Source organism: Streptomyces sp. NPDC030245 (genome assembly GCF_055572995.1).
This window is the reverse complement of the sequence record NZ_JBVICF010000006.1, coordinates 432,377-456,822: the sequence shown is the minus strand read 5'-3', so window position 1 is coordinate 456,822 and position 24,446 is coordinate 432,377. Positions and strand designations below refer to the sequence as shown.

Below are 24,446 nucleotides of genomic sequence, written 5' to 3'. Positions count from 1 at the left end.
GACGACCCGTGGGGTTACGGCCGTTCGCTGGAGTGGGCGACGTCCTGCCCGCCCCCGCGGCACAACTTCATCACCCTGCCGCGCATCCGCTCGGAATCGCCGGCGTTCGACCTGCACCACCCTGAGATCGCGGCGCTCGGCCACATCGAGAACGACGGGCAGAAGGACACCGCGCTGTTCGGCGGCGACAAGGAGGCCGCGAAGTGAAGATCCAGGGCAAGATGTTCATCTGGCTGAGCGTCTTCGTCCTCGCCATGGCGATCGTCTATGGCGTGTGGTCGAAGGAGCCGGCCGGTACCACGGCGCTCTTCCTGGCCTTCGGCCTGTGCATCATGATCGGCTACTACCTGGCCTTCACGGCCCGGCGGGTCGACGCCTCCGCACAGGACAACAAGGAGGCCGATGTCGCGGACGAGGCCGGCGAGGTGGGCTTCTTCAGCCCGCACAGCTGGCAGCCGCTCTCCCTGGCCGTCGGTGGCGCGCTCGCCTTCATGGGCGTCGTCTTCGGCTGGTGGCTGCTGTACTTCTCGGCCCCGATCATCCTGATCGGCCTGTGGGGCTGGGTGTTCGAGTACTACCGCGGCGAGAACCAGACCCAGTGAGTCTGTAGTCCACGAACCGCACCCGAAGGGCCCGGACACTCCGAGAGGAGCGTCCGGGCCCTTCGGCGTGCGGAGTATCTTCCGTCCCTCTTACGGGTCACTCGGCGCGCCACACTTGATGAATCTTCATACGGTGTGTTTATGAGCCACTCTCCGCGAATCCGCACGGTACTGAGCTGCACGATGCTGGTGGCGGCCCTCGGCGCGGGGGCCACGGCCTGCGGCGACTCCGACGGCCACCCGCTCTCGGCGCAGCCGTACGACGCGGCCGGCCAGATCGCCTTCAACGCCCCGGCGGGCAGCCGGAAGGCGAACCCGGACAAGCCGTTGGAGGTCACCGCCCAGGGCGGCGACGGGCGCATCACCGACGTGACGGCCACCGACGCCATGGGGCGGTACGTGGCGGGTGAACTCTCGGCGGACGGCGCCAGGTGGCGCAGCACCACTCCACTGGCGGCAGGGGCCCACTACACCGTGCGGGTGAGCACCGAGGACGACGAGGGTTCGCCGGGCCAGAAGGTCCTGACCTTCGACACCGACACGCCCGACAAGAAGAAGCGGCTGAAGGTCACCTTCGGCCCCGGGTCCGGCAAGTACGGCGTCGGCCAGCCGGTCACGGCCGCCCTCAGCGCCCCGGTGAAGGGCAAGGAGGCCAGGGCGATCGTCGAACGCGCCCTCAAGGTCCGCTCGGTGCCCGCCACCACGGGAGCCTGGCACTGGGTGGACAGCGAGACGCTGCACTACCGCCCGAAGGAGTACTGGCCGGTCGGCGCGACCGTCCACGTCTCCAGCAACCTCGCCGGCCTCAAGGTCCGGGACAGGCTCTGGGGCGGCGAGGCCAAGCCGCTCAAGCTGACCATCGGCGACCGCATCGAGGCCGTCACCGACGCCGCCGCGCATTACATGACGGTCTACCGCAACGGCAAGCAGATCAACTCCATCCCGGTGACCACCGGAAAGCCCGGCTACTCCACGCGCAACGGCGTCAAGGTGGTGCTGGGCAAGGAGTACTCCGTACGCATGACCAGTGCCAGCATCGGCGCGTCGGACTTCTACGACAAGATGGTCTATTACGCGACACGGGTGACCGACTCCGGCGAGTACGTGCACGCCGCGCCCTGGTCGGTGGGGTCGCAGGGGGCCGCGAACACCAGCCACGGCTGCACCGGCATGAGCACGGGGAACGCCGCCTGGTTCTACGAGACGGTCCGGCAGGGCGACCTCGTGACGGTCATCAACAGCAACGGAGAGGACATGCCGACGTTCGGCAACGGCCTCGGCGACTGGAACATGGGCTGGAAGAAGTGGCGCGAGGGCAGCGCGCTGCGCACCGGGGCCAAGGAGGGCCCCGCGGCGGCCGACGCGGCCAGACTGCGGCCGCGGGTCTAGCGGTCCGGCACAGAGCCCGTCAGAGGCGCACGAGAAGGGCCCGCGCCGTGGCGCGGGCCCTTCGCACGTACATCAGTGGCCGCTCAGGCCTCCACGGCCGTCCTGGTGCGCAGCAGGGCGGCCAGGGCCTGTGCGAACTCCACCGGGTCGACCGGCAGGGTCACCGCGGCCTCCGCCCGGCTCCAGGTGGCCAGCCAGGCGTCCTGCGGGCGCCCGATGAGCAGCAGCACGGGCGGCGACTGGAAGACCTCGTCCTTGATCTGGCGGCAGACGCCCATGCCGCCGGGCGCCGACTCGCCGTCCAGCACACAGACGTCGACGCCGCCCCGGTCGAGTTCCTTGATGACCGCGTGCGGCGTCGCGCACTCGATGAACCGGACCTGGGGAACGTCGGCGGCCGGCCTGCGGCCGGTGGCCAACCGGACTTGCTCGCGGGTGCTCGCGTTGTCGCTGTAGACCAGCACCGTGGCGGTCGGCTGCATTGTTCCTCCAGATCATTGAGCTGTGCTGGGCTGTGCCGTCATGGATCAGGAACCGATGCGCGGATGCTACTCCTCCCGACACCCCGTCAACACCGGTTCGGAGAGGCCTCCGATGGGCCATCCGGGCAGGACACGGAGTGCAGACACTCCGAACGGCACCCCCCGGGGTGAGGGCGGGATAAGCGACCGACATAATGTCGGTCGTGGCGACAGCAACGACAGTAGATACCGGGCACGCGCACCCGCCGGTCAATCGACCGAACCTCACCAGCGTCGGAACCATCATCTGGTTGAGTTCCGAGCTGATGTTCTTCGCGGCCCTCTTCGCGATGTACTTCACCCTGCGATCGGTGACAGGTCCTGATCACTGGAAGGAAATGGCTTCGGCCCTGAACTTCCCGTTCTCGGCGACGAACACCACGATCCTGGTGCTCTCCTCCCTCACGTGTCAGCTCGGTGTGTTCGCAGCCGAGCGCGGTGACGTGAAGAAGCTCCGGATGTGGTTCATCGTCACCTTCATCATGGGTGCGATCTTCATCGGCGGTCAGGTGTACGAATACACCGAGCTGGTCAAGCACGAGGGCCTCTCGCTCTCGTCCGACCCGTACGGCTCGGTCTTCTACCTGACCACCGGCTTCCACGGACTGCACGTGACAGGCGGCCTGATCGCCTTCCTGCTGGTCCTGGGGCGCACCTATGCCGCCAGGCGATTCACCCACGAGCAGGCGACCGCAGCCATCGTCGTGTCCTACTACTGGCACTTCGTCGATGTGGTCTGGATCGGCCTCTTCGCGACGATCTACATGATCAAGTAAGTGGCAGGTCGCTGACGCGACACATCCGAAATATTCCTGAAGCATCGACGCAGAAGATCCTGACACCGGGGTAATCCGTGAAAAAGCTCTCCGCACGACGACGCCATCCGCTGGCGGCGGTCGTCGTCCTACTCCTCGCGCTGGCGGCCACCGGGGGGCTGTACGCCGCGTTCGCGCCGGCGGACAAGGCGCAGGCCGATGACACCGCCCAGTCCCTCGCCATCGACGAGGGCAAGAAGCTCTACGCCGTGGGCTGCTCCAGCTGCCACGGAACCGGCGGTCAGGGCTCCTCCGACGGTCCGAGCCTGGTGGGCGTCGGCGCCGCCGCTGTCGACTTCCAGGTCGGCACCGGTCGTATGCCGCTCCAGCAGCCGGGTGCCCAGGCGCCCAAGAAGAAGGTCATCTACAACCAGGCCCAGATCGACCAGCTGGCGGCGTACATCTCGTCGCTGGGTGCCGGTCCTTCGGTTCCGACCGAGAAGCAGTACAGCCCGGACGGAGCGGACATCGCCAAGGGCGGTGAGCTGTTCCGCACCAACTGTGCCCAGTGCCACAACTTCACCGGTGAAGGTGGCGCGCTGACGCACGGCAAGTTCGCGCCGTCGCTCGAAGGTGTCTCCCCGAAGCACATCTACGAGGCCATGCAGACCGGCCCGCAGAACATGCCGTCCTTCCCCGACACCACGATGCCGGAGAAGAGCAAGAAGGACATCATCGCGTACCTCGACGCGGTCAACGGCGAGAAGACCCAGAGCCCTGGTGGTCTGAAGCTGGGTGGTCTGGGTCCGGTCAGTGAAGGCCTCTTCGGCTGGATCTTCGGTCTCGGCTCGCTGATCGCGGTCGCCGTGTGGGTCGCCGCTCGGACCGCAAAGGCCAAGAAGTCATGAGTAGCCAAGAGATTCCAGAAGAGAACCTGCCCAGCAAGCAGGAGACCGAGCACGGCTCGGTGGCGACCGCGGAGGACAACCCGTTCGCCGACCCGGGGCTGCCGCCCCACGAGCACCGCGTCCAGGACATCGACGAGCGGGCCGCCCGGCGTTCCGAGCGTGCCGTGGCGTTCCTGTTCACGCTGTCGATGATCGCGACCGTCGGCTTCATCGCCTCGTACGTGGCGATCCCGGCCGACAAGAGCGTCTTCATCTGGCCGATCGGGCACACCAGCGGCCTCAACTTCGCCCTGGGCACGACCCTCGGCGTGGCGCTGTTCTGCATCGGCGCGGGCGCGGTCCACTGGGCCCGCACCCTGATGTCCGACGTCGAGATGACCGACGAGCGGCACGAGATCGCGGCCGAGCCCGAGGTCCGCGCCAAGGTCATGGCGGACTTCAAGCAGGGCGCCGAGGAGTCGGGTTTCGGGCGGCGCAAGCTGATCCGCAACACGATGTTCGGCGCGCTGGCCCTGGTCCCGCTCTCCGGTGTCGTCCTGCTGCGTGACCTCGGGCCGCTGCCCGAGGACAAGCTCCGGCACACCAAGTGGGCCAAGGGCAAGATGCTCGTGAACATGAACACCCACGAGCCGCTGCGTCCCGCGGACGTGCAGGTCGGGTCGCTGACCTTCGCCATGCCCGAGGGCATGTCGGAGCACGACCACGACTTCCAGACCCAGATCGCCAAGGCCGCCCTGATGATCGTCCGGATTCAGCCGGAGAACATCAAGGACAAGCGCGAGCTGGAGTGGTCGCACGAAGGCATCGTGGCGTACTCCAAGATCTGCACCCACGTGGGCTGCCCGATCTCCCTGTACGAGCAGCAGACGCACCACGTCCTCTGCCCGTGCCACCAGTCCACCTTCGATCTCTCCGACGGTGCCCGAGTCATCTTCGGCCCGGCTGGTCACGCCCTGCCGCAGCTGCGCATCGGCGTGAACGAAAAGGGCTACCTCGAGGCGCTCGGCGACTTCGAAGAGCCCGTCGGTCCTGCCTTCTGGGAGCGCGGATGAGCACCACCACCACTTCCTCCAACGAACAGCGCAAGCAAGCGCCCGCCGGCGAGCGCGTCGCCGACTGGGCCGACGGCCGGCTGGGGATCTACTCCCTCGCCAAGGCCAACATGCGCAAGATCTTTCCGGACCACTGGTCCTTCATGCTCGGCGAGATCTGCCTGTACAGCTTCATCATCATCATCCTCACGGGTGTGTACCTGACGCTGTTCTTCCACCCGTCGATGAACGAGGTGGAGTACCACGGCAGCTACGTCCCGATGCAGGGACAGCTGATGTCGGAGGCGTTCAACTCGACCATGCACATCTCCTTCGATGTGCGCGGTGGTCTGCTGATCCGGCAGATCCACCACTGGGCGGCGCTGATCTTCCTCGCCGGCATGTTCGTGCACATGATGCGCGTGTTCTTCACGGGTGCGTTCCGCAAGCCGCGTGAGGTCAACTGGCTCTTCGGCTTCCTGCTGTTCGTCCTCGGCATGTTCACCGGCTTCACCGGTTACTCGCTCCCGGACGACCTGCTCTCCGGCACGGGTGTCCGCTTCATGCAGGGCGCCATCCTGTCGGTGCCGATCGTCGGCACGTACCTGTCGATGTTCCTGTTCGGCGGCGAGTTCCCCGGCGGCGACTTCGTGGCCCGGTTCTACTCGGTCCACATCCTGCTGCTGCCGGGCATCATGCTCGGCCTCGTGGTGGCGCACCTGATCCTGGTCTTCTACCACAAGCACACGCAGTTCGCGGGCCCCGGCAAGAGCAACAAGAACGTCGTCGGCATGCCGCTGCTGCCCGTCTACATGGCCAAGGCCGGAGGCTTCTTCTTCCTGGTCTTCGGTGTCATCGCGGTCATCGCGGCGATCGCCTCGATCAACCCGATCTGGGCCATCGGCCCGTACCGCCCGGACCAGGTGTCCACCGGCGCCCAGCCCGACTGGTACATGGGCTTCGCCGAGGGTCTGATCCGTGTCATGCCGGGCTGGGAGATCAACCTCTGGGGTCACACGCTCGTCCTGGGTGTGTTCATCCCGCTGGTCATCGTCTTCCCGCTGGTCCTCGTGGCCATCGCCGTCTACCCGTTCATCGAGTCCTGGGTCACCGGCGACAAGCGCGAGCACCACATCCTGGACCGCCCGCGCAACGCCCCGACCCGCACGGCCTTCGGTGTCGCGTGGATCACGGCGTACATGGTCATGCTGGTCGGTGGTGGCAACGACCTGTGGGCCACGCACTTCCACCTGTCGCTGAACGCGATCACCTGGTTCGTCCGGATCGCCTTCTTCGTCGGACCGGTCATCGCCTTCATCGTGACCAAGCGGATCTGCCTGGGTCTGCAGCGGCGTGACCGCGACAAGGTGCTGCACGGCCGCGAGTCGGGCATCATCAAGCGGCTGCCGCACGGTGAGTTCATCGAGGTCCACGAGCCGCTCAGCAAGGAGCAGCTGCACACGCTCACCGCGCACGAGCAGTACAAGCCGGTCGAGCTCGGCCCCGCGGTCGACGAGAACGGCGTCAAGCGCAAGGTGTCCGGTTCGCAGAAGCTGCGGGCCAAGCTCTCCAAGGGCTACTTCGGGGAAGAGGGTCAGATCCCCAAGCCCACCGCCGACGAGTACAAGGAGATCACGAGCGGCCACGGCCACCACTGATCATTCCCGAGCTCTGAAGCTCTGACCTCTCCCATGGTCGCCACAGCAAGAGCCCCGTCCATTGCCTGGACGGGGCTCTTTGCCGTCCCGGAGGCTGGATAGGGTGGTCCCACTCATAGGCAGACGGACAGACCAGGAGCGGCTATGAACGCTGTGACCCCCGCAGGAGGCGACACCGCGGCGGGCCGTTCCTGGCCCGACGTACTGAACGCCCTGCTCGCGGGCCGTGACCAGAGCGCCGACGACACGGCCTGGGCCATGGACCGCATCATGCGCGGCGAGGCCACTGACGCCCAGATCGCCGGCTTCGTGGTCGCGCTGCGGGCCAAGGGCGAGACCGTCGAGGAGATCTCCGGTCTGGTACGCGCCATGTACGCGCACGCCAACGTCATCGACGTGCCGGGACCGAGCGTCGACATCGTGGGCACCGGCGGCGACGGCGCCAAGACCGTCAACATCTCGACCATGTCCGCGATCGTCGTCGCGGGCGCGGGCGCGAAGGTCGTCAAGCACGGCAACCGCGCCGCCTCCAGCGCGTCCGGCGCCTCCGACGTGCTGGAGAAGCTCGGCGTCAATCTCGACCTCACCCCGCAGCGGGTGGTCGAGGTCGCCGACGAGGCGGGCATCACGTTCTGCTTCGCCGTGAAGTTCCACCCGGCGCTGCGCCACGCCGGTGCCGCCCGCAGCCAGCTGGGCATCCGGACCGTCTTCAACCTCCTCGGCCCGCTCACCAACCCGGCCAAGGTGCGCGCCCAGGCGGTCGGGGTCGCCGACCCCCGGATGGCCCCCATCGTGGCGGGCGTCTTCGCGGAGCGGGGCCACTCGTCGCTCGTCTTCCGCGGCGACGACGGGCTCGACGAGCTGACGACGACGTCCACCTCCCGGGTCTGGGTGGTGCGGGACGGCGCCGTGCGCGAGGAGGCCTTCGACCCCCGGGACGTCGGGCTCGACCTGGTGCCCGTCGAGGCGCTGCGGGGCGCCGACGCCTCGTACAACGCGGAGGTGGCGCTGCGGCTGCTCGACGGGGAGAGCGGGCCGGTGCGGGACGCGGTGCTGCTGAACTCGGCGGCGGCGCTGGCCGCCCTGACGCCCACCGACGAGCCGCTGGCCGTGCAGATCAGCGCCGGGATGGCGCGGGCGGCACGGGCGATCGACTCGGGGGCCGCGAAGAAGGCCCTGGAGCGCTGGGTGGCCGCGAGCAACCGCTGAGAGCCGTCCTCACGCACAACGGTGTGACGCAGGGCGCAGTCCGGATCCTGGACTGCGCCTTGCGCGTCGAAGATCGTGTGGCAAGATGCTGCACAGGTCATGAGTGACAGCGACTACGGCCCCGGCCCGCTGTCCGGCAACCCTCCGTCCGTGGCGGGGTGCCCCGGGTGAAGACCAGGTCGTACGCAGCAAGGCGTATGGCAAGCGCGGACCCCTGGACATCGGTGGATGTCACAGCCCTGGGGTCCTGGTCCTCAAGGGAGCAGTCTCGTGAGCAAGCGAATGTGCTAGGGCCTTCCGGCCCCTTTCCGCGCACCCTTCTTCTCTTCATCACTGCACCGCCCCGCCTCCGGCGTCCGGGCGTCGACGCAGTGAACTCACTTGCCTCTTACGGGAGTTCGCCATGTCTGTTTCCGCTGTCGCCGTCGACGCCGCCGTCTGTGCACCGCTGCCGGTCCTCGGCAGGGACGTCACCGTTCCGCTGGTCACCGGCGGCGAGGTGAGCTACGCCGCGCTCGACTACGCGGCGAGCGCGCCGGCGCTTCAGCGGGTGTGGGACGACGTGGCCGCGTACGCGCCGTACTACGGCAGCGTGCACCGCGGCGCCGGATACCTGTCGCAGCTCTCCACCGACCTGTTCGAGAACAGCCGGGTCGCCGTCGCCGAGTTCCTCGGCTGCCGGGAGGATGACCAGGTCGTGTTCACCCGCTCCACCACCGACTCGCTGAACCTGCTCGCGGCCGCCCTGCCCGCCGGCTGCGAGGTCTTCGTCTTCGAGACCGAGCACCACGCCTCGCTCCTGCCGTGGCGGAACGCCCGCGTCACCTACCTGAACGCGCCGCGCACCCCCGACGAGGCCGTCCAGACCCTGGAGCGGGCCCTCGCCGACCGCGAGCCCCACGGCCCGGCGCTGGTGTGCGTCACCGGCGCCTCCAACGTCACCGGTGAGCTGTGGCCGGTGCGGGAGCTGGCCGCCGCCGCGCACGCGCACGGCGCCCGGATCGTGCTCGACGCCGCGCAGCTCGCCCCCCACCACCCCGTCTCCATCAGCGAGTTGGACGTCGACTGGGTCGCCTTCTCCGGGCACAAGCTGTACGCGCCGTTCGGCTCCGGCGTCCTCGCGGGCCGCGCCGACTGGCTGCGGGAGGCCGAGCCGTACCTCGCGGGCGGCGGAGCCTCGCGGAAGGTGGCGCGGCGCCCCAAGGAGGCGGGCGGCGGCGTGGACGTGGAGTGGCACGACACCGCGGCCCGCCACGAGGCCGGTTCGCCGAACGTCATCGGCGTCTACTCGATCGCCGCCGCCTGCAAGGCGCTCACCGAGGCGGGCTTCGACCAGCTCGTCGCCCGCGAGCAGTACCTGATCGCGAAGGTGCGCGAGGGGCTCGCCGAGGTGCCCGCCGTGCGGGTGCTCTCGCTCTTCGGGGACGACGCGCCGCGCGTGGGCGTCATCTCCTTCGTCGTGGACGGCTGGAACAGCTCGCACTTCGCCGCCGCGCTCTCCGCCGAGTACGGCATCGGCGTACGGGACGGCCTGTTCTGCGCCCACCCGCTGGTGCGCACCCTGCTCGGCGGCGAGCCCGACGAGCCCGGCGAGTGCGGCGCACCCGAGGCCGCGCCCGGCGAGAAGTCGCTGAACGCCATCCGCGTGAGCTTCGGCGCCGGCACCCCCGACGAGCACGTCGAGCGGTTCGTGCGCGCCGTCAAGGAGCTGGTGTCGGACGGCGCGCGGTGGAACTACCGCACCGAGGACGGGCGTTGCGTGCCGGACACCAGCGCCGCCGCCTGACCCGCGGGCAGCCGGCCCCCGGGCAGCCGTGAGCCGAGCTGGATCATCCGCAGGGCCCGCTCCGTCGCGTCGGTGAGGAACTCGCCGCCCCGGCCGAGCGCCTCCGTCAGCGAGACCGGGGCGGGCAGGATCGCGCTGTACGCGTCCACGCCCAGCGCGCGGACCGTGTGTGCGCCGGCCCCGATCGTGCCCGCGAGGACCAGGACCGGACGCCCGGACCGCTTCGCGCGGCGGGCCACCTCGGCGGGCACCTTGCCGCGCGGGGTCTGGTGGTCGAGGGCGCCCTCCGCGGTGATGACCAGGTCGGCGCGGGCCAGCCGGTCGTCGAGGTCGAGCCGTTCGAGCAGCACGTCGAAGCGGGGGAGCAGCGCGGCGCCGAGGGCGGCGAGCCCGGCGCCGAGGCCGCCCGACGCGCCCGTGCCGGGTCCCTCGAAGAGGTCGGTCCGCACGGGCAGGTCCCGCGTGAGGATGTGCGCCCAGTGCTCCAGGGCGGCCGCCAGCTGCTCGACCTGCTGCGGTGTCGCGCCCTTCTGGGGGCCGAAGACGCGGGCGACGCCGCGCTCGCCGCACAGGACGTTGAAGGGGTTGCAGGCGACGCGGATCTCGGTGGCCGCGAGGCGCGGGTCGAGGCCGCTCGGGTCGATGCGGCTCAGCCGCGTCAACTCCCGTCCGCCGTGCGGCAGTTCCCAGCCGTCCGCGTCGAGGAGCCGGGCGCCGAGAGCCTGGAGGGCGCCCGCGCCGCCGTCCGAGGTGCCCGAGTCGCCGCAGCCGACGAGGACGCGGCGGGCGCCCGCGTCGAGTGCGGCACGGATCAGCTCGCCCACGCCGTACGTCGTGGTGGCGCCCGGGTCCCGCAGCTCCCGGGGGACCAGCGAGAGCCCCGCCACGGCCGCCATCTCGACGACCGCGGTGCCGTCGGGCAGCAGGGCGAAGTGCGTGCCGACCGGCTGGCCGACGGGCCCGGTCGCGGGCAGCGCGACGAGCCGCCCGCCGCCCGCGGCGGCCAGCGCGCGGGCGGTGCCCTCGCCGCCGTCCACCAACGGGATCAGATCGGTCTCGGCGTGCGGGACGACACGGCGTACGCCCGCGGCGATGGCCTCGGCCGCGGAGCTCGCGGAGAGGGACTCCTTGAAGCCGCTGGGGGCGATGGCGAAACGGGTCAGCATGCGGGTCTCCAGGGTGGGTGCGAGGGCGGGGTCAGCGGACGGGGACACCGAGCAGCGGCCAGAGCGTCACGGCGAAGAGCAGGACGAGCGCGGCGGTCAGCGGGGCGAGGACCGCGGAGAGGCGGAGCAGGTCCCGCGGGGTGTAGGTGGGGGTGTCCGGGATCTCGGCGAAGAGGGTGACGGGTTTCGCCGAGGCGGGCAGCGTGTGGCAGAAGCCGGCCGCGGCCGTGGAGGCGAGCGCGGCGGCGACGGGGTTGACGCCCGCGCCGGCGGCCGCCGCGACGACCAGCGGGACCAGGACCGAGGAGCGCGCCGAGCGGGACTGAAGGACGAGGTGGGCGGCCGTGCTGACCGCGACCACCACGGTGAGGAAGAGCCACGGGGACAGGTCGAGGGGCAGCCCGGAGACCAGCCACCTCGCCGCCCCCGAGTCGGCGAGCGCGACGCCCATCGCCATCGTCGCCGCCATGAAGAGCAGCAGCGCCCAGGGCACCGTCTTGAGGGCGTCCTTGAGGCGGACCGTGCCGAGGGCGGGCGAGGAGGCCACGACCGCGCCGATCAGCGCGACGACGGCGGGCGGCACCTGGTGCAGCGGTTCGCTGCACCACAGGACGACGACGGTGGCGAGCAGCAGGGCGCAGCGTGTCTCGGCGGCCTCCCAGGGCCCGGTGACGGGCTGTTCGCTGTGCTCCTGGAGCTGGTCGAGGGTGATGTGGACCGGGCCGCGGCGGTCGGCGCGCCGGGTGGTCGTCAACAGAACGGCCTCCGCCGCCAGATGGGATGACGTCATGGCGAGCGGCAGGCCGAGCAGGAGCCACTGCGTGAAGCCGATCCGCTCGCCGGTCGCCTCCCACAGCACCGACACGGTGATCAGATGTGCTCCCGCACCGATCAGAGTCGCGACCGCGGAGAGAAGGATGACGGTCGGAAAGAGCAGTGCCAGCATCACGACCAGTCGCTTCCGGTCGGAGAGGACCTTGGCGAGCGCGAGGAAGACGGGCAGCGCGAGCGCGGCGCGCCCCGACGTCGCCGGCACCGCGAACGCGGTCACGACCAGCGCCGCCGTCGTCAGATGCGTCAACTGCCGTACGCTGCGCGCCCCGCTGACCAGAAAGGCCGCCGCCCGGCCGGCGAGCCCGCTGCGCGTCACGGCCGCCGCAAGGACGAAGGCGCAGATCAGCAGCCACACCGTCTCGTCGCCGAGGGTGCCGAACAGGGTGTCGCTGCTGATCACGCCGGTCGCGGTGAGCGCGAGACCCGCGCCGAGCGCGATGTACGTGTCGTCGATCGGTGTGCCGATCCACGCGCAGGTCGCGAGGGTGAAGACGGCGAGGGTCAGGCGGGCGTCGGCGCCGAGCCCCGGGAAGTTCCCCGGGACCGCGAGGAGGGCGCAGACGCTGAGCGCCGCGCAGAGGGTCACGGCCTGCCGCAGGTTCAAGGTCACGCGTTCAGCGTGGTGCGGCGCCGTGAGCCCTCAATGAGGCGCGGATGAAAGGAATTTCACGAGCCGACGCCCGATTCCGCCGAGCCGACGCCCGATTCCGCCGAGCCGACGCCCGGTTCCGCCGAGCCGACGCACGGCCCCACCGAGTCGACGCCCGGTTCACTCCGGCAGCCGGTACCCCATCCCGCGCACCGTCTCCACCCGCTCCGAGCCCAGCTTCTTGCGCAGCGCGCGGACGTAGACGTCCACGATGTTGGAGCCCGGGTCGAAGTCGTACCCCCACACGTGGGAGAGGATCTGCTCCCGCGACAGGACCTGCCCGGGATGGCGCAGGAACAGCTCCAGAAGCACGAACTCACGCGCCGTCAGGTCCACCGTGCGCTCGGCCGAACGCGCCCTGCGGGTCCGCAGGTCCAGCGTGAGCTCCCCGCTGCGCAACACCGTCACCTCGGGCGCCCCGGCCGCCGTGCGCAGCCGCAGCCGCACCCGGGCGAGCAGCTCCTCGAAGCGGAACGGCTTGGTCATCCAGTCGTCGGCGCCGCCCTCCAGACCCGCCACCGTGTCCCGCACCGAGTCCCGCGCGGTCAGCACGATGACAGGGGTGGTCACACGGGCCTCGCGCAGCCGGCGCAGGACCGTGAAGCCGTCCTGTCCCGGCAGCCCGATGTCCAGGACGATCAGGTCGAAGCCGCCGGTCAGCGCGTAGTCGTAGGCGCTCTCGCCGTCACCGACCACGGTGGTCGTGAAGCCGTTGGCGCGCAGGCCCTTCTCGACGAAGGAGGCGATGCGTTCCTCGTCCTCGACGATGAGTATGCGGTTCACTGCCGCTCCGCCCCTTCCGGCTGTCCCTGCGGGAGTACGAGTACGAAGGTGGCGCCGCCGCCGTCCGTGGGGCGCAGCTCGACGCGGCCTCCGTGGCCCTCGGCGATGGCCTTCACGATGGCGAGGCCGAGCCCCGCCCCGGTGGCGCGGGAGCCGCGCCGCGCGGTGCCGCGGCGGAACCGCTCGAAGATCACCTCGGCGTCCTGCGCCTGTACGCCGGGGCCGCTGTCGGCGACGTACAGCTCGATGCGTCCCGCCCGCAGCCGTGAGCCGATGCCGATCCGCTGCCCCGGGGCGGTGTGCTGGACGGCGTTCTGCGCCAGCTGCACCATCGCCTGGGTGATGCGCTGCGGGTCGAGGCAGGTCTCGGCGTCGACGACCTCGGTGAGGCGCCAGTCGCGGTCGCCGATCGCCCGTGCCTTGACGAAGACGTCCGCCGTCAGCTCGGCCGGCTGCACCGGCTCTGGGGTGACGAAGTCGGGGCGCTCGGCCTTGGCGAGCAGCAGCAGGTCCTCGACGATGCGGCTCATCCGGTCCAGCTCCTCCGTCACTATGCGGACGGTCTCCTCGCGCTCGCCGGGACCGTCGCCCATCAGCTCCAGATGGCCGCGGACGATGGTGATGGGCGTGCGCAGCTCGTGGCCCGCGTCGTCGACGAACTCGCGCTGCGCGGCGAACGCCCGCTCCAGGCGGTCCAGCATGCCGTTGAACGTCTCGGCGAGCGCCGCGACGTCGTCCCGGCCCTGGACCGGGATGCGCCGGGTCAGATCCTGCTCGGTGAGCTGCGCCGCGGTCGAGCGCACCAGCCGCACCGGCTTGAGGATGCGGCCCGCGACCGCCCAGCCGATGCCCGTCGTCATCAACAGCGCCACGCCGGAGATGGCGAGCAGCATGGCGAAGACGTCGCCCGCCCTGTCCTGTTCGCGCGCCGGGTGGAACGCCACGACGAACGCCGCGGCCGGGTGGCCGTCGCCCGCCTTGATCTCCACCTTCGCCCAGCGGACCTCGCCCCGGTCGCGGTGGAGCGTGCCGGTGGCGTCCGGGGAGTCGAAGACGGCCCGCAGCGCGGCGGGGTCCTCGGCCAGCGGATGGTCGATCCGCGGTTCGCGGGCCTGCTCCTTCTTGGCGGGCGCCCTGCCGGTGCGGCCGACCAGACCGAGGAGCTCCTCGTCGGGGTCGGCGTACTGCCGGGACAGGAAGAGCCGCAGGAGCGGGTCGGGGGCGGTGAACCTCTCGCCGGTGTGCGGGTCGACGCCCTCGCGCGCGAGGTTGGTGAACTCGGCGGTCTCCTGGGCGAGGAGCCGGTCGATGCGGTGGTCGACGTCGCGGAGCAGGACCGAGCGTGTGGTGGCCGCCACCGCGGTGAGCGCGACGGCCATCACGACGAGCAGCCACAGCAGGATGCGGACCCGAGCGGATATCCAGTGGCGCCGGGGTTCAGCCGTCGTCACCGGGGCCGTCGTCGTCGCCCTCGCCCGGTCCGTCGTCGTCGGAGTCGTCGCTGCCGGCCGTGTCGTCGCTGTTGGCGGTGTCGTGGCTGCCCCTGTCGTCGTTCGAGGGGTTCCCGCCGGGCTTTTTGCCCGGCTCTTCCCTCGGCTTCTCCCGCGGCTCTTCGCGCGGCTTCTCGCCGGTGTTCTCGCTCACCGGTGGCGGGGAGACCTTCTCGTCGCTCGGGGTGGGCCGGGGGGAGGCCGGCTCCGAGGACGGCGGGTCGCTTTGCAGCTCCACCTTGGGCGGCGCCTTGGGCTGCTCGGGGTTGTCCGTCAGGACGTAGCTGGTCGCGGCGATGCCGAGCGGGATCGCGACGACGGCGGCCAGGGCGGCCATGCGGTGGGAGAAGACCATGAGTGCGAGGGTGGCCGCCGCGCCGCACCGTCAGGATGAGCCGCGGATGAAGAAACCTTCATGAACCCGCGTGCGGGCGGCGTGCGGCGCCTGCCCCGGGCGTGCCTAGGAGTCGAGGCCGATCGCGAAGGCGGCTTCCAGGTCGTGCTGCGAGTACGTGCGGAACGCCACGTGCGTGTCGGTCGCCTCGACGCCGGGGATCTTGCTGATCCGGCCGGGGATGACATCGGCCAGGTCGTCGTGGCGCGGCACCCGGACCATCGCGATCAGGTCGTACGTACCGGTCACGGAGAAGACCTCGCTCACGGAGTCGAGCGCGGCGATCGACTCGGCGATCTCCGGAATCCGGTCCACGCTGGTCTTGATGAGCACGATCGCGGTGATCACGGCTGGCTGTCTCCCTCGGTGGCCGGTGCGCTGCCTTGTCCCTGCACTCTAGCCCTCCGCACACTCCACCCCCACGCGAAGACGAAGCCGAGCGAGAAGCCCACCAGGTGCGCCAGATAGGCCACCCCCGTGCCCTTACCGCCCTGCCCCGCCGCGAGCCACTGGAGCACCACCCAGAACGGCAGCACCACCCACGCCGGGAAGCGCAGCGGCAGGAAGAAGAGGAACGGGAAGAGGCTGGTGACGCGCGCCCGAGGGAAGAGATACAGGAAGGCGCCGAGGACGGCGGAGATCGCCCCTGAGGCCCCCACGAGCGTCTGGTCGGAGCCCGCGTGCGCGGCCGCGTACGCGAGCAGCGCGAGGTATCCGCAGCAGACGTAGAAGAGCGCGTACCGGAGGTGCCCCATGCGTTCCTCGACCATGGCCCCGAACACGTACAGGAACAGCATGTTCCCGAGCAGATGCAGCCAGCTGCCGTGCACGAACAGGGCGGTGAACGGTCCGAGAGCGGCGCGCGGGGCGCCGCTGAGGAGTTCGACGGGGACCACGCCCCACCGCTCGAAGTAGACCTGCTGCGCGCCGAGCAGCTGGTCGCCGGTGCCGTAGGCCGGGTTGAACCCGGAGAGAGGGGAGATGAGGAAGACCGCGCAGCAGACGGTGATCAGTCCGTACGTCACCGGGGCGGACCCGCCCGTGAGCAGCCGGCCCGTCTTCGTACCCCATGCGTGGATCATGGACAGAGCATGACGTAACGCCAAGAAACCGTACAGACCGCCTCGCCGCCGCGAGGTGCCCCTTACAGGCCTTAGGGTTACGGGCAATACGCACCATGGAAACCGAGGGAAAGCAGCCACGATGACGGTTCCTCTGCCGACCGCCACCACCCGGTGGCGCTGCACGCTGTGCGGCAACCTCACGCGTTTCGACGTGACCCGGAGCTCCAAGGTCGTCGAGTATGTGCATCTCGACCTGGCCGGAGAGGCGAACGTCGAGGAACGCGAGGTGGTCAGTGAGAGCATCGAGTCGGTGCGCTGCCGCTGGTGCAACGCGGTGGATCAGGTGGAACTCGTGGACAGGCCGGGCACCGGCTCCTGACTGAGGAGCGGGACCCGCACAGCTAGTGGGGTGACGGATGGTGGAGAGCGCAGGCGGGGAGCCGGACGACGGCACCGCTGAGGTGCTCGACCGTCCGCTGCCCGACGGGGTGCGCCGGCGGGTGGTGCGGCTTGTCTCGGACGGCTTCGGCGGCCTCACCCTCGCCGAGTTGCCCGCCCAGCTGCGGCAGTACGCGCGCTTCACGCCCACCCGGCGCGCGAAGTTCGCGGGCAACGCCATGGCCGCCGCGCTGGAGAACGACACGCTCTTCAGGCAGCGCATCGGCGAACGTCTCAGAGAGGTCCAGCCCGAGCTCGCGGGCGCCCTGGACGCGGGCTCGCCGCCGCCCGCCGCCGACCCCCTGGACGTGGCGGCCGCCGCCTATGTGCTGCGCCCCGCGGGCTGGGTGAAGCTGGTCACCGCCGCGGGCGAGGAGGCGCAGCGCGCCGACGCCGAGCGCGTCGACGACGAGACGCGCGCCGAGCTGGAGCGGCTGCGCGAGGAACTCGCCGCCGCCCGCGGCCAGACCAGGGCGGAGACCGAGCGGCTGCGCACGGAGCTCGAAGCGGCGCGCAAGGAAGCCGAATCGATGCACCGCAAGCTGCGCGGCGCGCTCAGCGACGTCAAGCGCGGCGAGGCCGCGCTGCGCAAGGCCGCCGCCGAGATCGAGGCCGCGCGCGCCGAGGGGCAGGCGCAGGTGTCCGCCGCCGAGAGCGAGACGCGCCGGCTCAAGGCGCGGCTCGCCGAGACGGAGGCCGCCCTGGAGGCCAGCCGCCGGGCGGCGCGCGAGGGACGCAGCGTCGAGGACATGCGGCTGCGGCTGCTGCTCGACACGGTCCTGGACGCGGCCCAGGGGCTGCGGCGCGAGCTGGCGCTGCCGCCGGTGTCCGTGCGGCCCGCGGAGACCGTGGACGCCGTGGAGCCGGGGCGGATGTCGCCCAAGGACATCGCCGCCCGCGCCCTCTCCGAGAACGACCCGGCCATCCTCGACCAGCTCCTCGCCCTGCCCCAGGCGCACCTGGTCGTCGACGGCTACAACGTCACCAAGACCGGCTATCCGACCATGCCGCTGGACAAGCAGCGGCTGCGCCTGCTCGGTTCGCTCTCGCAGCTGGCCCTCCAGTCGGGCGCCGAGGTCACCTGTGTCTTCGACGGCGCCGAGCTGGCCGCGCCCGTGCTGCTCGCGCCGCCGCGCGGGGTGCGGGTGCTCTTCTCCAAGCCCGGTGTCACCGCTGACGAACTGATCCGCCAGCTGGTGCGCGCGGAGCCGCCGGGGCGGCCCGTGGTCGTCGTCTCGACCGACCGCGAGGTGGCCGACGGCATCGCCAAGGCGGGTGCGCGGCCGGTGGCTTCGGCGGTGCTCCTGAAGCGGCTTTCGCGGAGCTAAAGGGGTACTCGGCAACTCCTGGGCCCTATGCCCGAATTGGCAGCCCCCTGCGCGCGACGTAGCGTCAGAAGATCATCACGGGCTGTGCGTTATCGGTAAAGAATGTTTCCCGCGACCGATTTTTTGATCGTGTGATTTGAACTGATCACAAGGAGGTCACTAGGGTCAGCCCTCGAACCCCCGCTCGGTTGATCACCCATCCGGGGTGGCGGCGGTGGTACCCGCCCGCCGCGTCCCGGTAGGCGGCCGGAGGAAGAAGGAGCCGCCCGCGTGGCGTCCCACCGTCGACCCAAGCAGCCGAGCCGCACCCGCGTGACCGTGCTCACCGCGACCGCCGCCGCTGCCGTGGCCCTCACCTCGCAGGGCGCCGCCCAGGCCGCGCCGAAGCCGAGCAAGGACGAGGTCAAGTCCAAGGTCGACAAGCTCTACGAGGACGCCGGACGGGCCACCGACCGCTACAACGGCGCCAAGGAGAAGCAGGAGAAGCTGGAGAAGCAGATCGGCGACCTCCAGGACAAGGTCGCCCGCGGCCAGGAGGAGCTCAACGACCTGCGCGACGGCCTCGGTTCGATGGCCAGCGCCCAGTACCGCTCCGGCGGCATCGACCCCTCCTTGCAGCTCTTCCTCTCCTCCGACCCGGACAGCTACCTCGACAAGGCGTCCACGCTGGACCAGCTGAGCAGCCAGCAGGTCGACTCGCTCCAGAAGATCCAGAAGAAGCAGCGGGCCCTCGCGCAGCAGCGCAAGGAGGCCGCGGGCAAGCTCGACGACCTCGCCGCCACCCGTGCCGAGCTCGGCAAGAAGAAGAAGGAAGTCCAGGGCAAGCTGGGCGAGGCGCAGCGGCTCCTCAACACCCTGAGCGCCAAGGAGAAGGCGGCCATGGCCGCCAAGGACGAGCAGCGCGCCAGCCGCGCCGCCGAGCGCGTGGACGTCGCCAAGGAGACCCCCGCCTCCGGCCGCGGCGCCGCCGCCCTGAACGCCGCCGCCACCCAGCTCGGCAAGCCGTACGTCCGCGGCGGCACGGGCCCCAACTCCTTCGACTGCTCCGGCCTCACCCAGTGGGCGTACGCCCAGGCCGACGTCTCCATCACGCGGACCACGTACACCCAGCAGAACGACGGCACGAGGATCGGCCGCGGCGAACTCAAGCCGGGCGACCTGGTGTTCTTCAACAACCTCGCGCACGTCGGCCTCTACGCGGGCAACGGCCAGGTGCTGCACGCCCCGAAGCCCGGCGCCGTGGTGCGCTACGAGGCGATGGAGTACCTCGGCGACTTCCAGTTCGGCGTCCGCGTCGCCTGACCTCCGGCACGGCTGCCCACACCGCCCGAACGGGCGAATTCCGGCAACGCACGCTGACCCCGCGCCCCGTTGATGACCTGCGTCTGAAGCGGGGCGCCGGGCTGTCCGCACCCTTTCCCCACCCGTACGGCTCTTTGGCCCGCCCCGGCCGCACGACTACTGTCGGCGCGCATTCCCCCGGGACAGCCGGGGGTTCGTCAGCGGAAGGGAGAGCGGCTTCCCGTGGGGTTCCATCGCCGTCCCGCACAGTCCGGTCTCGACCGGAGCACGCGCGTCACCGTCCTTTCAGCGGCAGCGGCCACCGCGGCCGCGGCCCTCGCCGCCGCGCCCGCAGGCGCCGCGCCGCAGGACAAGCCGTCCGAAACACGCGCCAAGGTGGACCGGCTGTTCGAACAGGCCGAGCAGGCGACCGAGCTGTACAACAAGGCCGACGAACGCACGGACAAGCTGCGCGCGCAGGTCGAGCGGGCCAAGGACAGCGTCGCGCGCGGCCAGGAGCGCATCAACCGGATGCGCGGCGCGCTCGGTTCGCTGGCCGGCGCGCAGTACCGCTCCGGCGGCATCGACCCCTCGCTGGCCCTGCTGCTCTCCTCCGACCCGGAGGGCTATCTGGAAAGGGCCTCGGTCCTGGACCGCGTCGGCGCCCGGCAGGCCGGCGAACTCACCGATCTGCGGCGGGCCCAGCGCGGCCTCGCGCAGGAGCGCGCCGAGGCGGGCCGCAAACTGGCCGAGCTGGAGAAGAGCCGCACCCTCGTCGCCCGCCACAAGCGCGCCGTCGAGCACCGACTGGCCAAGGCCAGGCAGCTCCTCAACTCGCTGCCGAGCGACGAGCGCGAGGCGTACGACAGGTCCTCGCGCACCGGCAGCCGCGGCGAGCTGCCGGAGCTCGGGGGCGCCCCGTCCTCCACACGGGCCGCCGCCGCCATCGCCGCCGCCCGGTCCGCCGTCGGCCGCCCCTACGTCTGGGGCGCCAACGGACCTTCCGGATTCGACTGTTCGGGCCTCATGCAGTGGTCGTACGCCCAGGCCGGGGTCGGTCTGCCGCGCACCTCGCAGGCCCAGCGGAACGCGGGCCGCCAGGTCCCCCTGTCCGAGGCGCAACCCGGCGACCTGGTGACCTACCGCTCCGACGCCAGCCACATCGGGATGTACATGGGCAACGGCCAGGTGGTGCACGCCCCGTACCCCGGAGCCCCGGTCCGCTACGACCCCGTCGGCATGATGCCGGTCTCCTCCGTGACGCGGATCTGACCGGCGGCCCGCCGCCCGCACACCGTACGATCGGGAAGGTGGCTGGTCACAGGCGTGGGTCGGGGATGGTGGCGCTGTGCGTCGCGCTCTGCCTCGCCCTGCTGGCCGGCTGCGGCGGCGATCCGGTGCCGGACGCCGCCGCCGGCGAGGTGCGCGCACTCCTGGAGCGGCGGGCGCGGGCCGTCCTCGACGGGAACGAGAAGGCGTACGACAGGACCGAGCGGCCCGCGAAGGGCGCCCGGGACCTGTTCGAGCATGTCAGCGGCGTCCCGCTGGAGTCCTGGGAGTACCGGCTGACCCGCCTCGACCGCACCGGCGACACGGCCACGGCCACCGCCGAACTCCACTACCAGGTCGAGGGCTACGACCGCGCGCCGGTCACCGCCGGACGCACCCTCTCCCTGGAACGCGACGGCGGCCGCTGGTACGTCACCGCCGAGCGGCCCGCGAAGAACTCCGGCGAACAGCTCTGGGACCAGGGCCGCGTGACGGCCGAACGCGGCAGGCGCAGCCTCGTCCTCGGCATCGGCCAGAGCCCCGCGGAGCTGCGCGCCCACCGCGAGCTCGCCGACCGGGCGGTGCCCGCGGTGCGGGACGCCTGGCCGGGGAAGTGGCCGGAGCGGATCGTCGTCCTCGTGCCCCGGTCCCTGGACGCCATGGCGAAGCTGCTCGGGGCGCCCGCCTCCGGATACCGGGGGATCGCGGCGGTCACCACGGGCGAGACGGGCGGCTCGGGGCGGGCGCCGGCCGACCGGATCGTCGTCAACCCCGAGGCGTACGGCGTGCTCGGCACGTTCGGCAAGCAGGTCGTCCTCACCCACGAGGCGACCCACGTCGCGACCCGCGCGCAGACCTCCGCGGCCACCCCGCTGTGGCTCTCCGAGGGCTTCGCCGACTGGGTGGGGTACCGCGACACGGGGCGCACCCCGGCGCAGGCCGCGCCCGAGCTGCGGCGCGCGGTGCAACGCGGGCAGCTGCCCCGCGCGCTCCCCGAGGACGCCGACTTCGGCTTCGGCGGGGACGCCGCGCAGCTCGCGGGGGCGTACGAAGGCGCCTGGCTGGCCTGCCGGATGATCGCGGAGCAGTGGGGCGAGGAGAAGCTGACGGACTTCTACCGGGCGGTGGGCGACCGCGCGAAGCGGGCGGGCGCGGTCGAGGGCGCGCTGCGGGACGTCCTGGACACGACGCCCGAGGACTTCACGGCGCGCTGGCGTACGTATCTGCGTGCGGAGCTCGGCTGAGCTGTCCCGGCACCGGCTGCGAACCCTCGCGCGGTTCCGACACGGTCTCCCGCCACAGGTTCCGGCAGGCCAGCAGGGCGGCGGCGACCAGCAGACCGTTGCGGACGAGCAGCAGGGAGACGCCCAGCGGATCGCTGACGACCACGTGCGAGAACCACACGGGGAACTCCAGGAACGTCACGAACGTGGCACCCAGGACCAGGCGGGCGGGCACCTCCATCCGGCTCCCGCGGAACACCAGGCAGACGGCGGCGATCCCCACCAGCCAGAGCATGTACTGCGGGCTGATCACCCGGCTCGTGGCGGTGAACAGCAGCACCGCCACGAGCGCCGCGTCCGCGGGCGTGCTCGCCGACCGGGCCCGCGCGCGCAGCCGCCACACCAGGAGCCAGCAGAAGGCCGCCGCCGACAGTCCCTGCGCCACCGTGCTCACCAGCGGGACGTACGGGCCGAGGAATTCCACCGAGCCGTAGTTGAGCCGCACCTCGCCCCGCCAGCCGACGTACCGCCCGACGTGGAAGACGAGGGCGCCGAGCGACTCCACCTCCGTGCCGCGGTCGCGCTGGAAGGTGAGGAACGCGAGCGCGCCCGGCATCGCCACCAGGAACCCCAGCGTGAGGACGGCGGCCGTGCCCGCGGCCGCGCGCCAGGCCCGCCGGGTCGGCCGGCCCCGCGGCGTGCCCACGAGCAGCAGCACCGGCCACACCTTGAGCAGCGCCCCGAACCCGGCGAGCACCCCCAGGAGGCGCGGGTGCCGCGCCCCGGCGAGCAGCGCGGCGACCGCGACGGCGGCCACCATCACGTCGTAGCGGGCGTACACGGTGGGCCCGAGCAGGGCCGCACCCACGACCCACACCCAGGCGCCCCGCGTCGACTTGCCGGGCCGTCCTCCCGCGTACAGGAGCAGCGCGCAGACCACCGCGTCGCAGAGGAGGGCGAGCACGAAGAAGGCCGACGCGTAGTCGAGGAAGGGCAGCAGCGCGGGGGAGAGGACCGCGAGGGCGGCGGCGGGCGGGTACTGCCAGGTGACGTCGTCGAGCGGGAAGGTCCCGGTGCGCAGCACCTCGTACCAGCCCTGGTAGATGACGGTGACGTCACTGGTCACGTCCGGGCCGGGGGCGGTGAGCACGCGGAAGACGCAGAGCAGCAGGACGGTCCTGGTCAGGACCCAGACGGTCAGGATGCGCCCCATGAACGCCCTCGCCCCTTTTCCGGTACTTCATTGTGATTCGGGGAGCCATGATGCCGGGAGGGACGGGGCGGGGGCGAGAGGCCGGGCCGTTCGGTGCGTGCGGCGCTTGGCTGCGAACGACCGCTTTCGGTGCGGTGCGCTGCTTTCGGTACTGTCGTGCGCGATGCACAAGACCCTGATCGTCACGAACGACTTCCCGCCCAGGCCCGGTGGCATCCAGGCGTTCCTGCACAACATGGCGCTGCGCATGGACCCCGAGCGGCTCGTCGTCTACGCCTCCACCTGGAAGCGCGGCCGCGAGGGCGCCGAGGCGACGGCCGCCTTCGACGCCGAGCAGCCCTTCAAGGTCGTACGCGACCCCACGACGATGCTCCTGCCGACGCCGCGCGTCACCCGCCGCGCGGTCTCGCTCCTGCGCGAACACGGCTGTACGTCGGTGTGGTTCGGAGCCGCGGCCCCGCTGGGCCTCATGGCGCCCGCGCTGCGGAAGGCCGGGGCGGAGCGGCTCGTCGCCACGACGCACGGCCACGAGGCCGGCTGGGCCCAGCTGCCCGCCTCGCGCCAACTCCTGCGCCGGATCGGCGAGTCGACGGACACGATCACCTACCTCGGGGAGTACACGCGCTCGCGGATCGCGGCCGCGCTGACGCCCGAGGCTGCCGCTCGGATGGTCCAACTGCCGCCCGGCGTCGACGAGAAGACGTTCCATCCCGGGTCCGGCGGCGACGCGGTGCGGGCGCGGCTCGGGCTGACGGACCGGCCCGTGGTGGTCTGCGTCTCGCGGCTGGTGCCGCGCAAGGGCCAGGACACGTTGATCCTCGCCATGCCGAGGATTCTCTCCGCGGAGCCGGAGGCGGTGCTGCTGATCGTCGGCGGGGGCCCCTACGAGCAGGACCTTCGCAAGCTTGCCGCCGATACCGGTGTCGCGGACTCCGTACGCTTCACCGGCGCCGTCCCCTGGGCGGAGCTGCCCGCCCACTACGGCGCGGGGGACGTCTTCGCCATGCCCTGCCGGACCCGGCGCGGGGGCCTCGACGTGGAGGGCCTCGGCATCGTCTACCTGGAGGCGTCCGCGACGGGCCTGCCGGTCGTCGCCGGCGACTCCGGCGGGGCGCCGGACGCGGTTCTCGACGGGGAGACGGGGTGGGTCGTGCGGGGTGGGGCCCCCGAGGAGGCGGCGGATCGGGTCTCCGCGTTGCTGGCGGATGCGGAGTTGCGGGCCCGCATGGGGGAGCGGGGCCGCGCCTGGGTCGAGGAGAAGTGGCGCTGGGACCTCCTGGCGGAGCGCCTCAAACAACTCCTGTAGCCCGCACACGGGGCTGCGGCCCGGGGTTCGTGGGCGGCTGCGGGTCGTCGTGGGCTGGCCGCGCAGTTCCCCGCGCCCCTAACCGCCCACGGGGTTGCCGCCGGGGGTCTGTGGGCGGCTGCGGGTTGTCTTGGGCTGGTCGCGCAGTT

Annotated in this window: 23 protein-coding genes, 1 pseudogene and 1 riboswitch; of the genes and pseudogenes, 15 read left to right on the top strand and 9 right to left on the bottom strand. The window is 71.4% G+C overall.

What is annotated here, in order from left to right:
- From ACZ4Z4_RS19565 to ACZ4Z4_RS19555, 3 genes and pseudogenes are all read left to right on the top strand, one after another.
- Positions 1-207 (top strand): annotated as a pseudogene (locus ACZ4Z4_RS19565) (aa3-type cytochrome oxidase subunit I); the annotation flags it as partial.
- Positions 204-602 carry a cytochrome c oxidase subunit 4 gene (locus tag ACZ4Z4_RS19560; protein WP_055566237.1) on the top strand — a complete coding sequence of 133 codons (399 nt, stop codon included), beginning with the start codon at positions 204-206 and terminating at the stop codon, positions 600-602. The pseudogene ACZ4Z4_RS19565 and the gene ACZ4Z4_RS19560, both read left to right, overlap by 4 nt.
- 141 nt (positions 603-743) lie before the next feature.
- On the top strand, positions 744-1,991 hold the full coding sequence (locus tag ACZ4Z4_RS19555; RefSeq protein ID WP_468328443.1) for a L,D-transpeptidase: 1,248 nt from the start codon (positions 744-746) through the stop codon (positions 1,989-1,991).
- A gap of 83 nt (positions 1,992-2,074) precedes the next feature.
- On the opposite strand, the gene ACZ4Z4_RS19550 is transcribed toward ACZ4Z4_RS19555, so the two are convergent.
- Positions 2,075-2,473: a hypothetical protein gene (locus tag ACZ4Z4_RS19550; protein WP_468328441.1), complete on the bottom strand. Its 399-nt coding sequence runs from the start codon at positions 2,471-2,473 to the stop codon at positions 2,075-2,077.
- 194 nt (positions 2,474-2,667) lie between these two features.
- Here ACZ4Z4_RS19550 and ctaE point away from each other — a divergent pair, with 194 nt between their 5' ends.
- From ctaE to ACZ4Z4_RS19520, 6 genes are all read left to right on the top strand, one after another.
- Positions 2,668-3,288, top strand: a complete 621-nt coding sequence (ctaE, locus tag ACZ4Z4_RS19545; RefSeq protein WP_055566234.1) for an aa3-type cytochrome oxidase subunit III — start codon at positions 2,668-2,670, stop codon at positions 3,286-3,288.
- Positions 3,289-3,365: 77 nt separating this feature from the next.
- Positions 3,366-4,175 (top strand): cytochrome bc1 complex diheme cytochrome c subunit, encoded by an 810-nt coding sequence (qcrC, locus tag ACZ4Z4_RS19540; protein WP_468328439.1) that lies wholly within the window; start codon positions 3,366-3,368, stop codon positions 4,173-4,175.
- The gene (gene qcrA, locus ACZ4Z4_RS19535; RefSeq protein WP_468328437.1) at positions 4,172-5,227 is read left to right on the top strand and encodes a cytochrome bc1 complex Rieske iron-sulfur subunit; all 1,056 of its coding nucleotides are present in this window, start codon (positions 4,172-4,174) and stop codon (positions 5,225-5,227) included. The genes qcrC and qcrA overlap by 4 nt, the downstream gene beginning before the upstream one ends.
- Positions 5,224-6,864: a cytochrome bc1 complex cytochrome b subunit gene (gene qcrB / locus ACZ4Z4_RS19530; protein ID WP_468328435.1), complete on the top strand. Its 1,641-nt coding sequence runs from the start codon at positions 5,224-5,226 to the stop codon at positions 6,862-6,864. The genes qcrA and qcrB overlap by 4 nt, the downstream gene beginning before the upstream one ends.
- 144 nt (positions 6,865-7,008) lie before the next feature.
- Entirely contained in the window at positions 7,009-8,073 is a 1,065-nt protein-coding gene (gene trpD / locus ACZ4Z4_RS19525) for an anthranilate phosphoribosyltransferase (RefSeq protein WP_468328433.1), read from the top strand.
- Between the two features lie 95 nt (positions 8,074-8,168).
- A riboswitch (SAM riboswitch) is annotated at positions 8,169-8,286 on the top strand.
- Positions 8,287-8,476: 190 nt separating this feature from the next.
- Positions 8,477-9,859 (top strand): aminotransferase class V-fold PLP-dependent enzyme, encoded by a 1,383-nt coding sequence (locus tag ACZ4Z4_RS19520; protein ID WP_468328431.1) that lies wholly within the window; start codon positions 8,477-8,479, stop codon positions 9,857-9,859.
- Here ACZ4Z4_RS19520 and ACZ4Z4_RS19515 read toward each other — a convergent pair.
- The 7 genes from ACZ4Z4_RS19515 to ACZ4Z4_RS19485 form a co-directional block, all read right to left on the bottom strand.
- Positions 9,808-11,025, bottom strand: a complete 1,218-nt coding sequence (locus ACZ4Z4_RS19515) for a glycerate kinase family protein (RefSeq protein WP_468328429.1) — start codon at positions 11,023-11,025, stop codon at positions 9,808-9,810. The two genes, ACZ4Z4_RS19520 and ACZ4Z4_RS19515, sit on opposite strands and share 52 nt — an antisense overlap.
- Positions 11,026-11,056: 31 nt before the next feature.
- Entirely contained in the window at positions 11,057-12,469 is a 1,413-nt protein-coding gene (locus ACZ4Z4_RS19510; protein ID WP_468328427.1) for an SLC13 family permease, read from the bottom strand.
- Positions 12,470-12,628: 159 nt separating this feature from the next.
- Positions 12,629-13,291, bottom strand: a complete 663-nt coding sequence (locus tag ACZ4Z4_RS19505) for a response regulator transcription factor (RefSeq protein ID WP_362997651.1) — start codon at positions 13,289-13,291, stop codon at positions 12,629-12,631.
- The gene (locus ACZ4Z4_RS19500) at positions 13,288-14,742 is read right to left on the bottom strand and encodes a sensor histidine kinase (protein WP_468328425.1); all 1,455 of its coding nucleotides are present in this window, start codon (positions 14,740-14,742) and stop codon (positions 13,288-13,290) included. The genes ACZ4Z4_RS19505 and ACZ4Z4_RS19500 overlap by 4 nt, the downstream gene beginning before the upstream one ends.
- Entirely contained in the window at positions 14,729-15,136 is a 408-nt protein-coding gene (locus ACZ4Z4_RS19495; RefSeq protein ID WP_468328423.1) for a small secreted hydrophilic protein, read from the bottom strand. The genes ACZ4Z4_RS19500 and ACZ4Z4_RS19495 overlap by 14 nt, the downstream gene beginning before the upstream one ends.
- 105 nt (positions 15,137-15,241) lie before the next feature.
- Complete coding sequence (locus ACZ4Z4_RS19490) at positions 15,242-15,523, bottom strand: Lrp/AsnC family transcriptional regulator (RefSeq protein ID WP_125512351.1); 282 nt, start codon at positions 15,521-15,523, stop codon at positions 15,242-15,244.
- Positions 15,520-16,257: a rhomboid family intramembrane serine protease gene (locus tag ACZ4Z4_RS19485; protein WP_468328421.1), complete on the bottom strand. Its 738-nt coding sequence runs from the start codon at positions 16,255-16,257 to the stop codon at positions 15,520-15,522. Before ACZ4Z4_RS19485 ends, ACZ4Z4_RS19490 begins: the two co-directional genes overlap by 4 nt.
- Before the next feature lie 121 nt (positions 16,258-16,378).
- On the opposite strand from ACZ4Z4_RS19485, the gene ACZ4Z4_RS19480 reads away from it, so the two are divergent.
- The 5 genes from ACZ4Z4_RS19480 to ACZ4Z4_RS19460 all read left to right on the top strand — a co-directional run bounded on the left by ACZ4Z4_RS19480 (position 16,379) and on the right by ACZ4Z4_RS19460 (position 21,799).
- Entirely contained in the window at positions 16,379-16,618 is a 240-nt protein-coding gene (locus ACZ4Z4_RS19480) for a hypothetical protein (RefSeq protein ID WP_468328419.1), read from the top strand.
- A gap of 37 nt (positions 16,619-16,655) precedes the next feature.
- Complete coding sequence (locus ACZ4Z4_RS19475) at positions 16,656-18,005, top strand: NYN domain-containing protein (protein ID WP_468328417.1); 1,350 nt, start codon at positions 16,656-16,658, stop codon at positions 18,003-18,005.
- Positions 18,006-18,275: 270 nt separating this feature from the next.
- The gene (locus ACZ4Z4_RS19470) at positions 18,276-19,307 is read left to right on the top strand and encodes a C40 family peptidase (RefSeq protein ID WP_468328415.1); all 1,032 of its coding nucleotides are present in this window, start codon (positions 18,276-18,278) and stop codon (positions 19,305-19,307) included.
- 222 nt (positions 19,308-19,529) lie between these two features.
- On the top strand, positions 19,530-20,558 hold the full coding sequence (locus ACZ4Z4_RS19465; protein WP_468328413.1) for a C40 family peptidase: 1,029 nt from the start codon (positions 19,530-19,532) through the stop codon (positions 20,556-20,558).
- Positions 20,559-20,623: 65 nt separating this feature from the next.
- Positions 20,624-21,799: a hypothetical protein gene (locus ACZ4Z4_RS19460; RefSeq protein ID WP_468328491.1), complete on the top strand. Its 1,176-nt coding sequence runs from the start codon at positions 20,624-20,626 to the stop codon at positions 21,797-21,799.
- On the opposite strand, the gene ACZ4Z4_RS19455 is transcribed toward ACZ4Z4_RS19460, so the two are convergent.
- Positions 21,756-22,991, bottom strand: coding sequence for a glycosyltransferase 87 family protein (locus ACZ4Z4_RS19455; RefSeq protein WP_468328411.1), 1,236 nt, complete (start codon positions 22,989-22,991; stop codon positions 21,756-21,758). The two genes, ACZ4Z4_RS19460 and ACZ4Z4_RS19455, sit on opposite strands and share 44 nt — an antisense overlap.
- A 163-nt stretch (positions 22,992-23,154) precedes the next feature.
- Between ACZ4Z4_RS19455 and ACZ4Z4_RS19450 the strand changes: the two genes are divergently transcribed.
- The gene (locus ACZ4Z4_RS19450; protein WP_468328409.1) at positions 23,155-24,297 is read left to right on the top strand and encodes a glycosyltransferase family 4 protein; all 1,143 of its coding nucleotides are present in this window, start codon (positions 23,155-23,157) and stop codon (positions 24,295-24,297) included.
- Positions 24,298-24,446 lie beyond the last annotated feature (149 nt).

What these genes read in the sequence shown, in the direction of transcription:
- ACZ4Z4_RS19555 (WP_468328443.1), top strand. Translation starts at nt 744, where the DNA reads ATGAGCCACTCTCCGCGAATCCGCACGGTACTGAGCTGCACGATGCTG.
- ACZ4Z4_RS19550 (WP_468328441.1), bottom strand. Translation starts at nt 2,473, where the DNA reads ATGCAGCCGACCGCCACGGTGCTGGTCTACAGCGACAACGCGAGCACC.
- ctaE (WP_055566234.1), top strand. Translation starts at nt 2,668, where the DNA reads ATGTCGGTCGTGGCGACAGCAACGACAGTAGATACCGGGCACGCGCAC.
- qcrA (WP_468328437.1), top strand. Translation starts at nt 4,172, where the DNA reads ATGAGTAGCCAAGAGATTCCAGAAGAGAACCTGCCCAGCAAGCAGGAG.
- qcrB (WP_468328435.1), top strand. Translation starts at nt 5,224, where the DNA reads ATGAGCACCACCACCACTTCCTCCAACGAACAGCGCAAGCAAGCGCCC.
- trpD (WP_468328433.1), top strand. Translation starts at nt 7,009, where the DNA reads ATGAACGCTGTGACCCCCGCAGGAGGCGACACCGCGGCGGGCCGTTCC.
- ACZ4Z4_RS19520 (WP_468328431.1), top strand. Translation starts at nt 8,477, where the DNA reads ATGTCTGTTTCCGCTGTCGCCGTCGACGCCGCCGTCTGTGCACCGCTG.
- ACZ4Z4_RS19515 (WP_468328429.1), bottom strand. Translation starts at nt 11,025, where the DNA reads ATGCTGACCCGTTTCGCCATCGCCCCCAGCGGCTTCAAGGAGTCCCTC.
- ACZ4Z4_RS19495 (WP_468328423.1), bottom strand. Translation starts at nt 15,136, where the DNA reads ATGGTCTTCTCCCACCGCATGGCCGCCCTGGCCGCCGTCGTCGCGATC.
- ACZ4Z4_RS19485 (WP_468328421.1), bottom strand. Translation starts at nt 16,257, where the DNA reads ATGATCCACGCATGGGGTACGAAGACGGGCCGGCTGCTCACGGGCGGG.
- ACZ4Z4_RS19480 (WP_468328419.1), top strand. Translation starts at nt 16,379, where the DNA reads ATGACGGTTCCTCTGCCGACCGCCACCACCCGGTGGCGCTGCACGCTG.
- ACZ4Z4_RS19475 (WP_468328417.1), top strand. Translation starts at nt 16,656, where the DNA reads ATGGTGGAGAGCGCAGGCGGGGAGCCGGACGACGGCACCGCTGAGGTG.
- ACZ4Z4_RS19460 (WP_468328491.1), top strand. Translation starts at nt 20,624, where the DNA reads ATGGTGGCGCTGTGCGTCGCGCTCTGCCTCGCCCTGCTGGCCGGCTGC.
- ACZ4Z4_RS19455 (WP_468328411.1), bottom strand. Translation starts at nt 22,991, where the DNA reads ATGGGGCGCATCCTGACCGTCTGGGTCCTGACCAGGACCGTCCTGCTG.
- ACZ4Z4_RS19450 (WP_468328409.1), top strand. Translation starts at nt 23,155, where the DNA reads ATGCACAAGACCCTGATCGTCACGAACGACTTCCCGCCCAGGCCCGGT.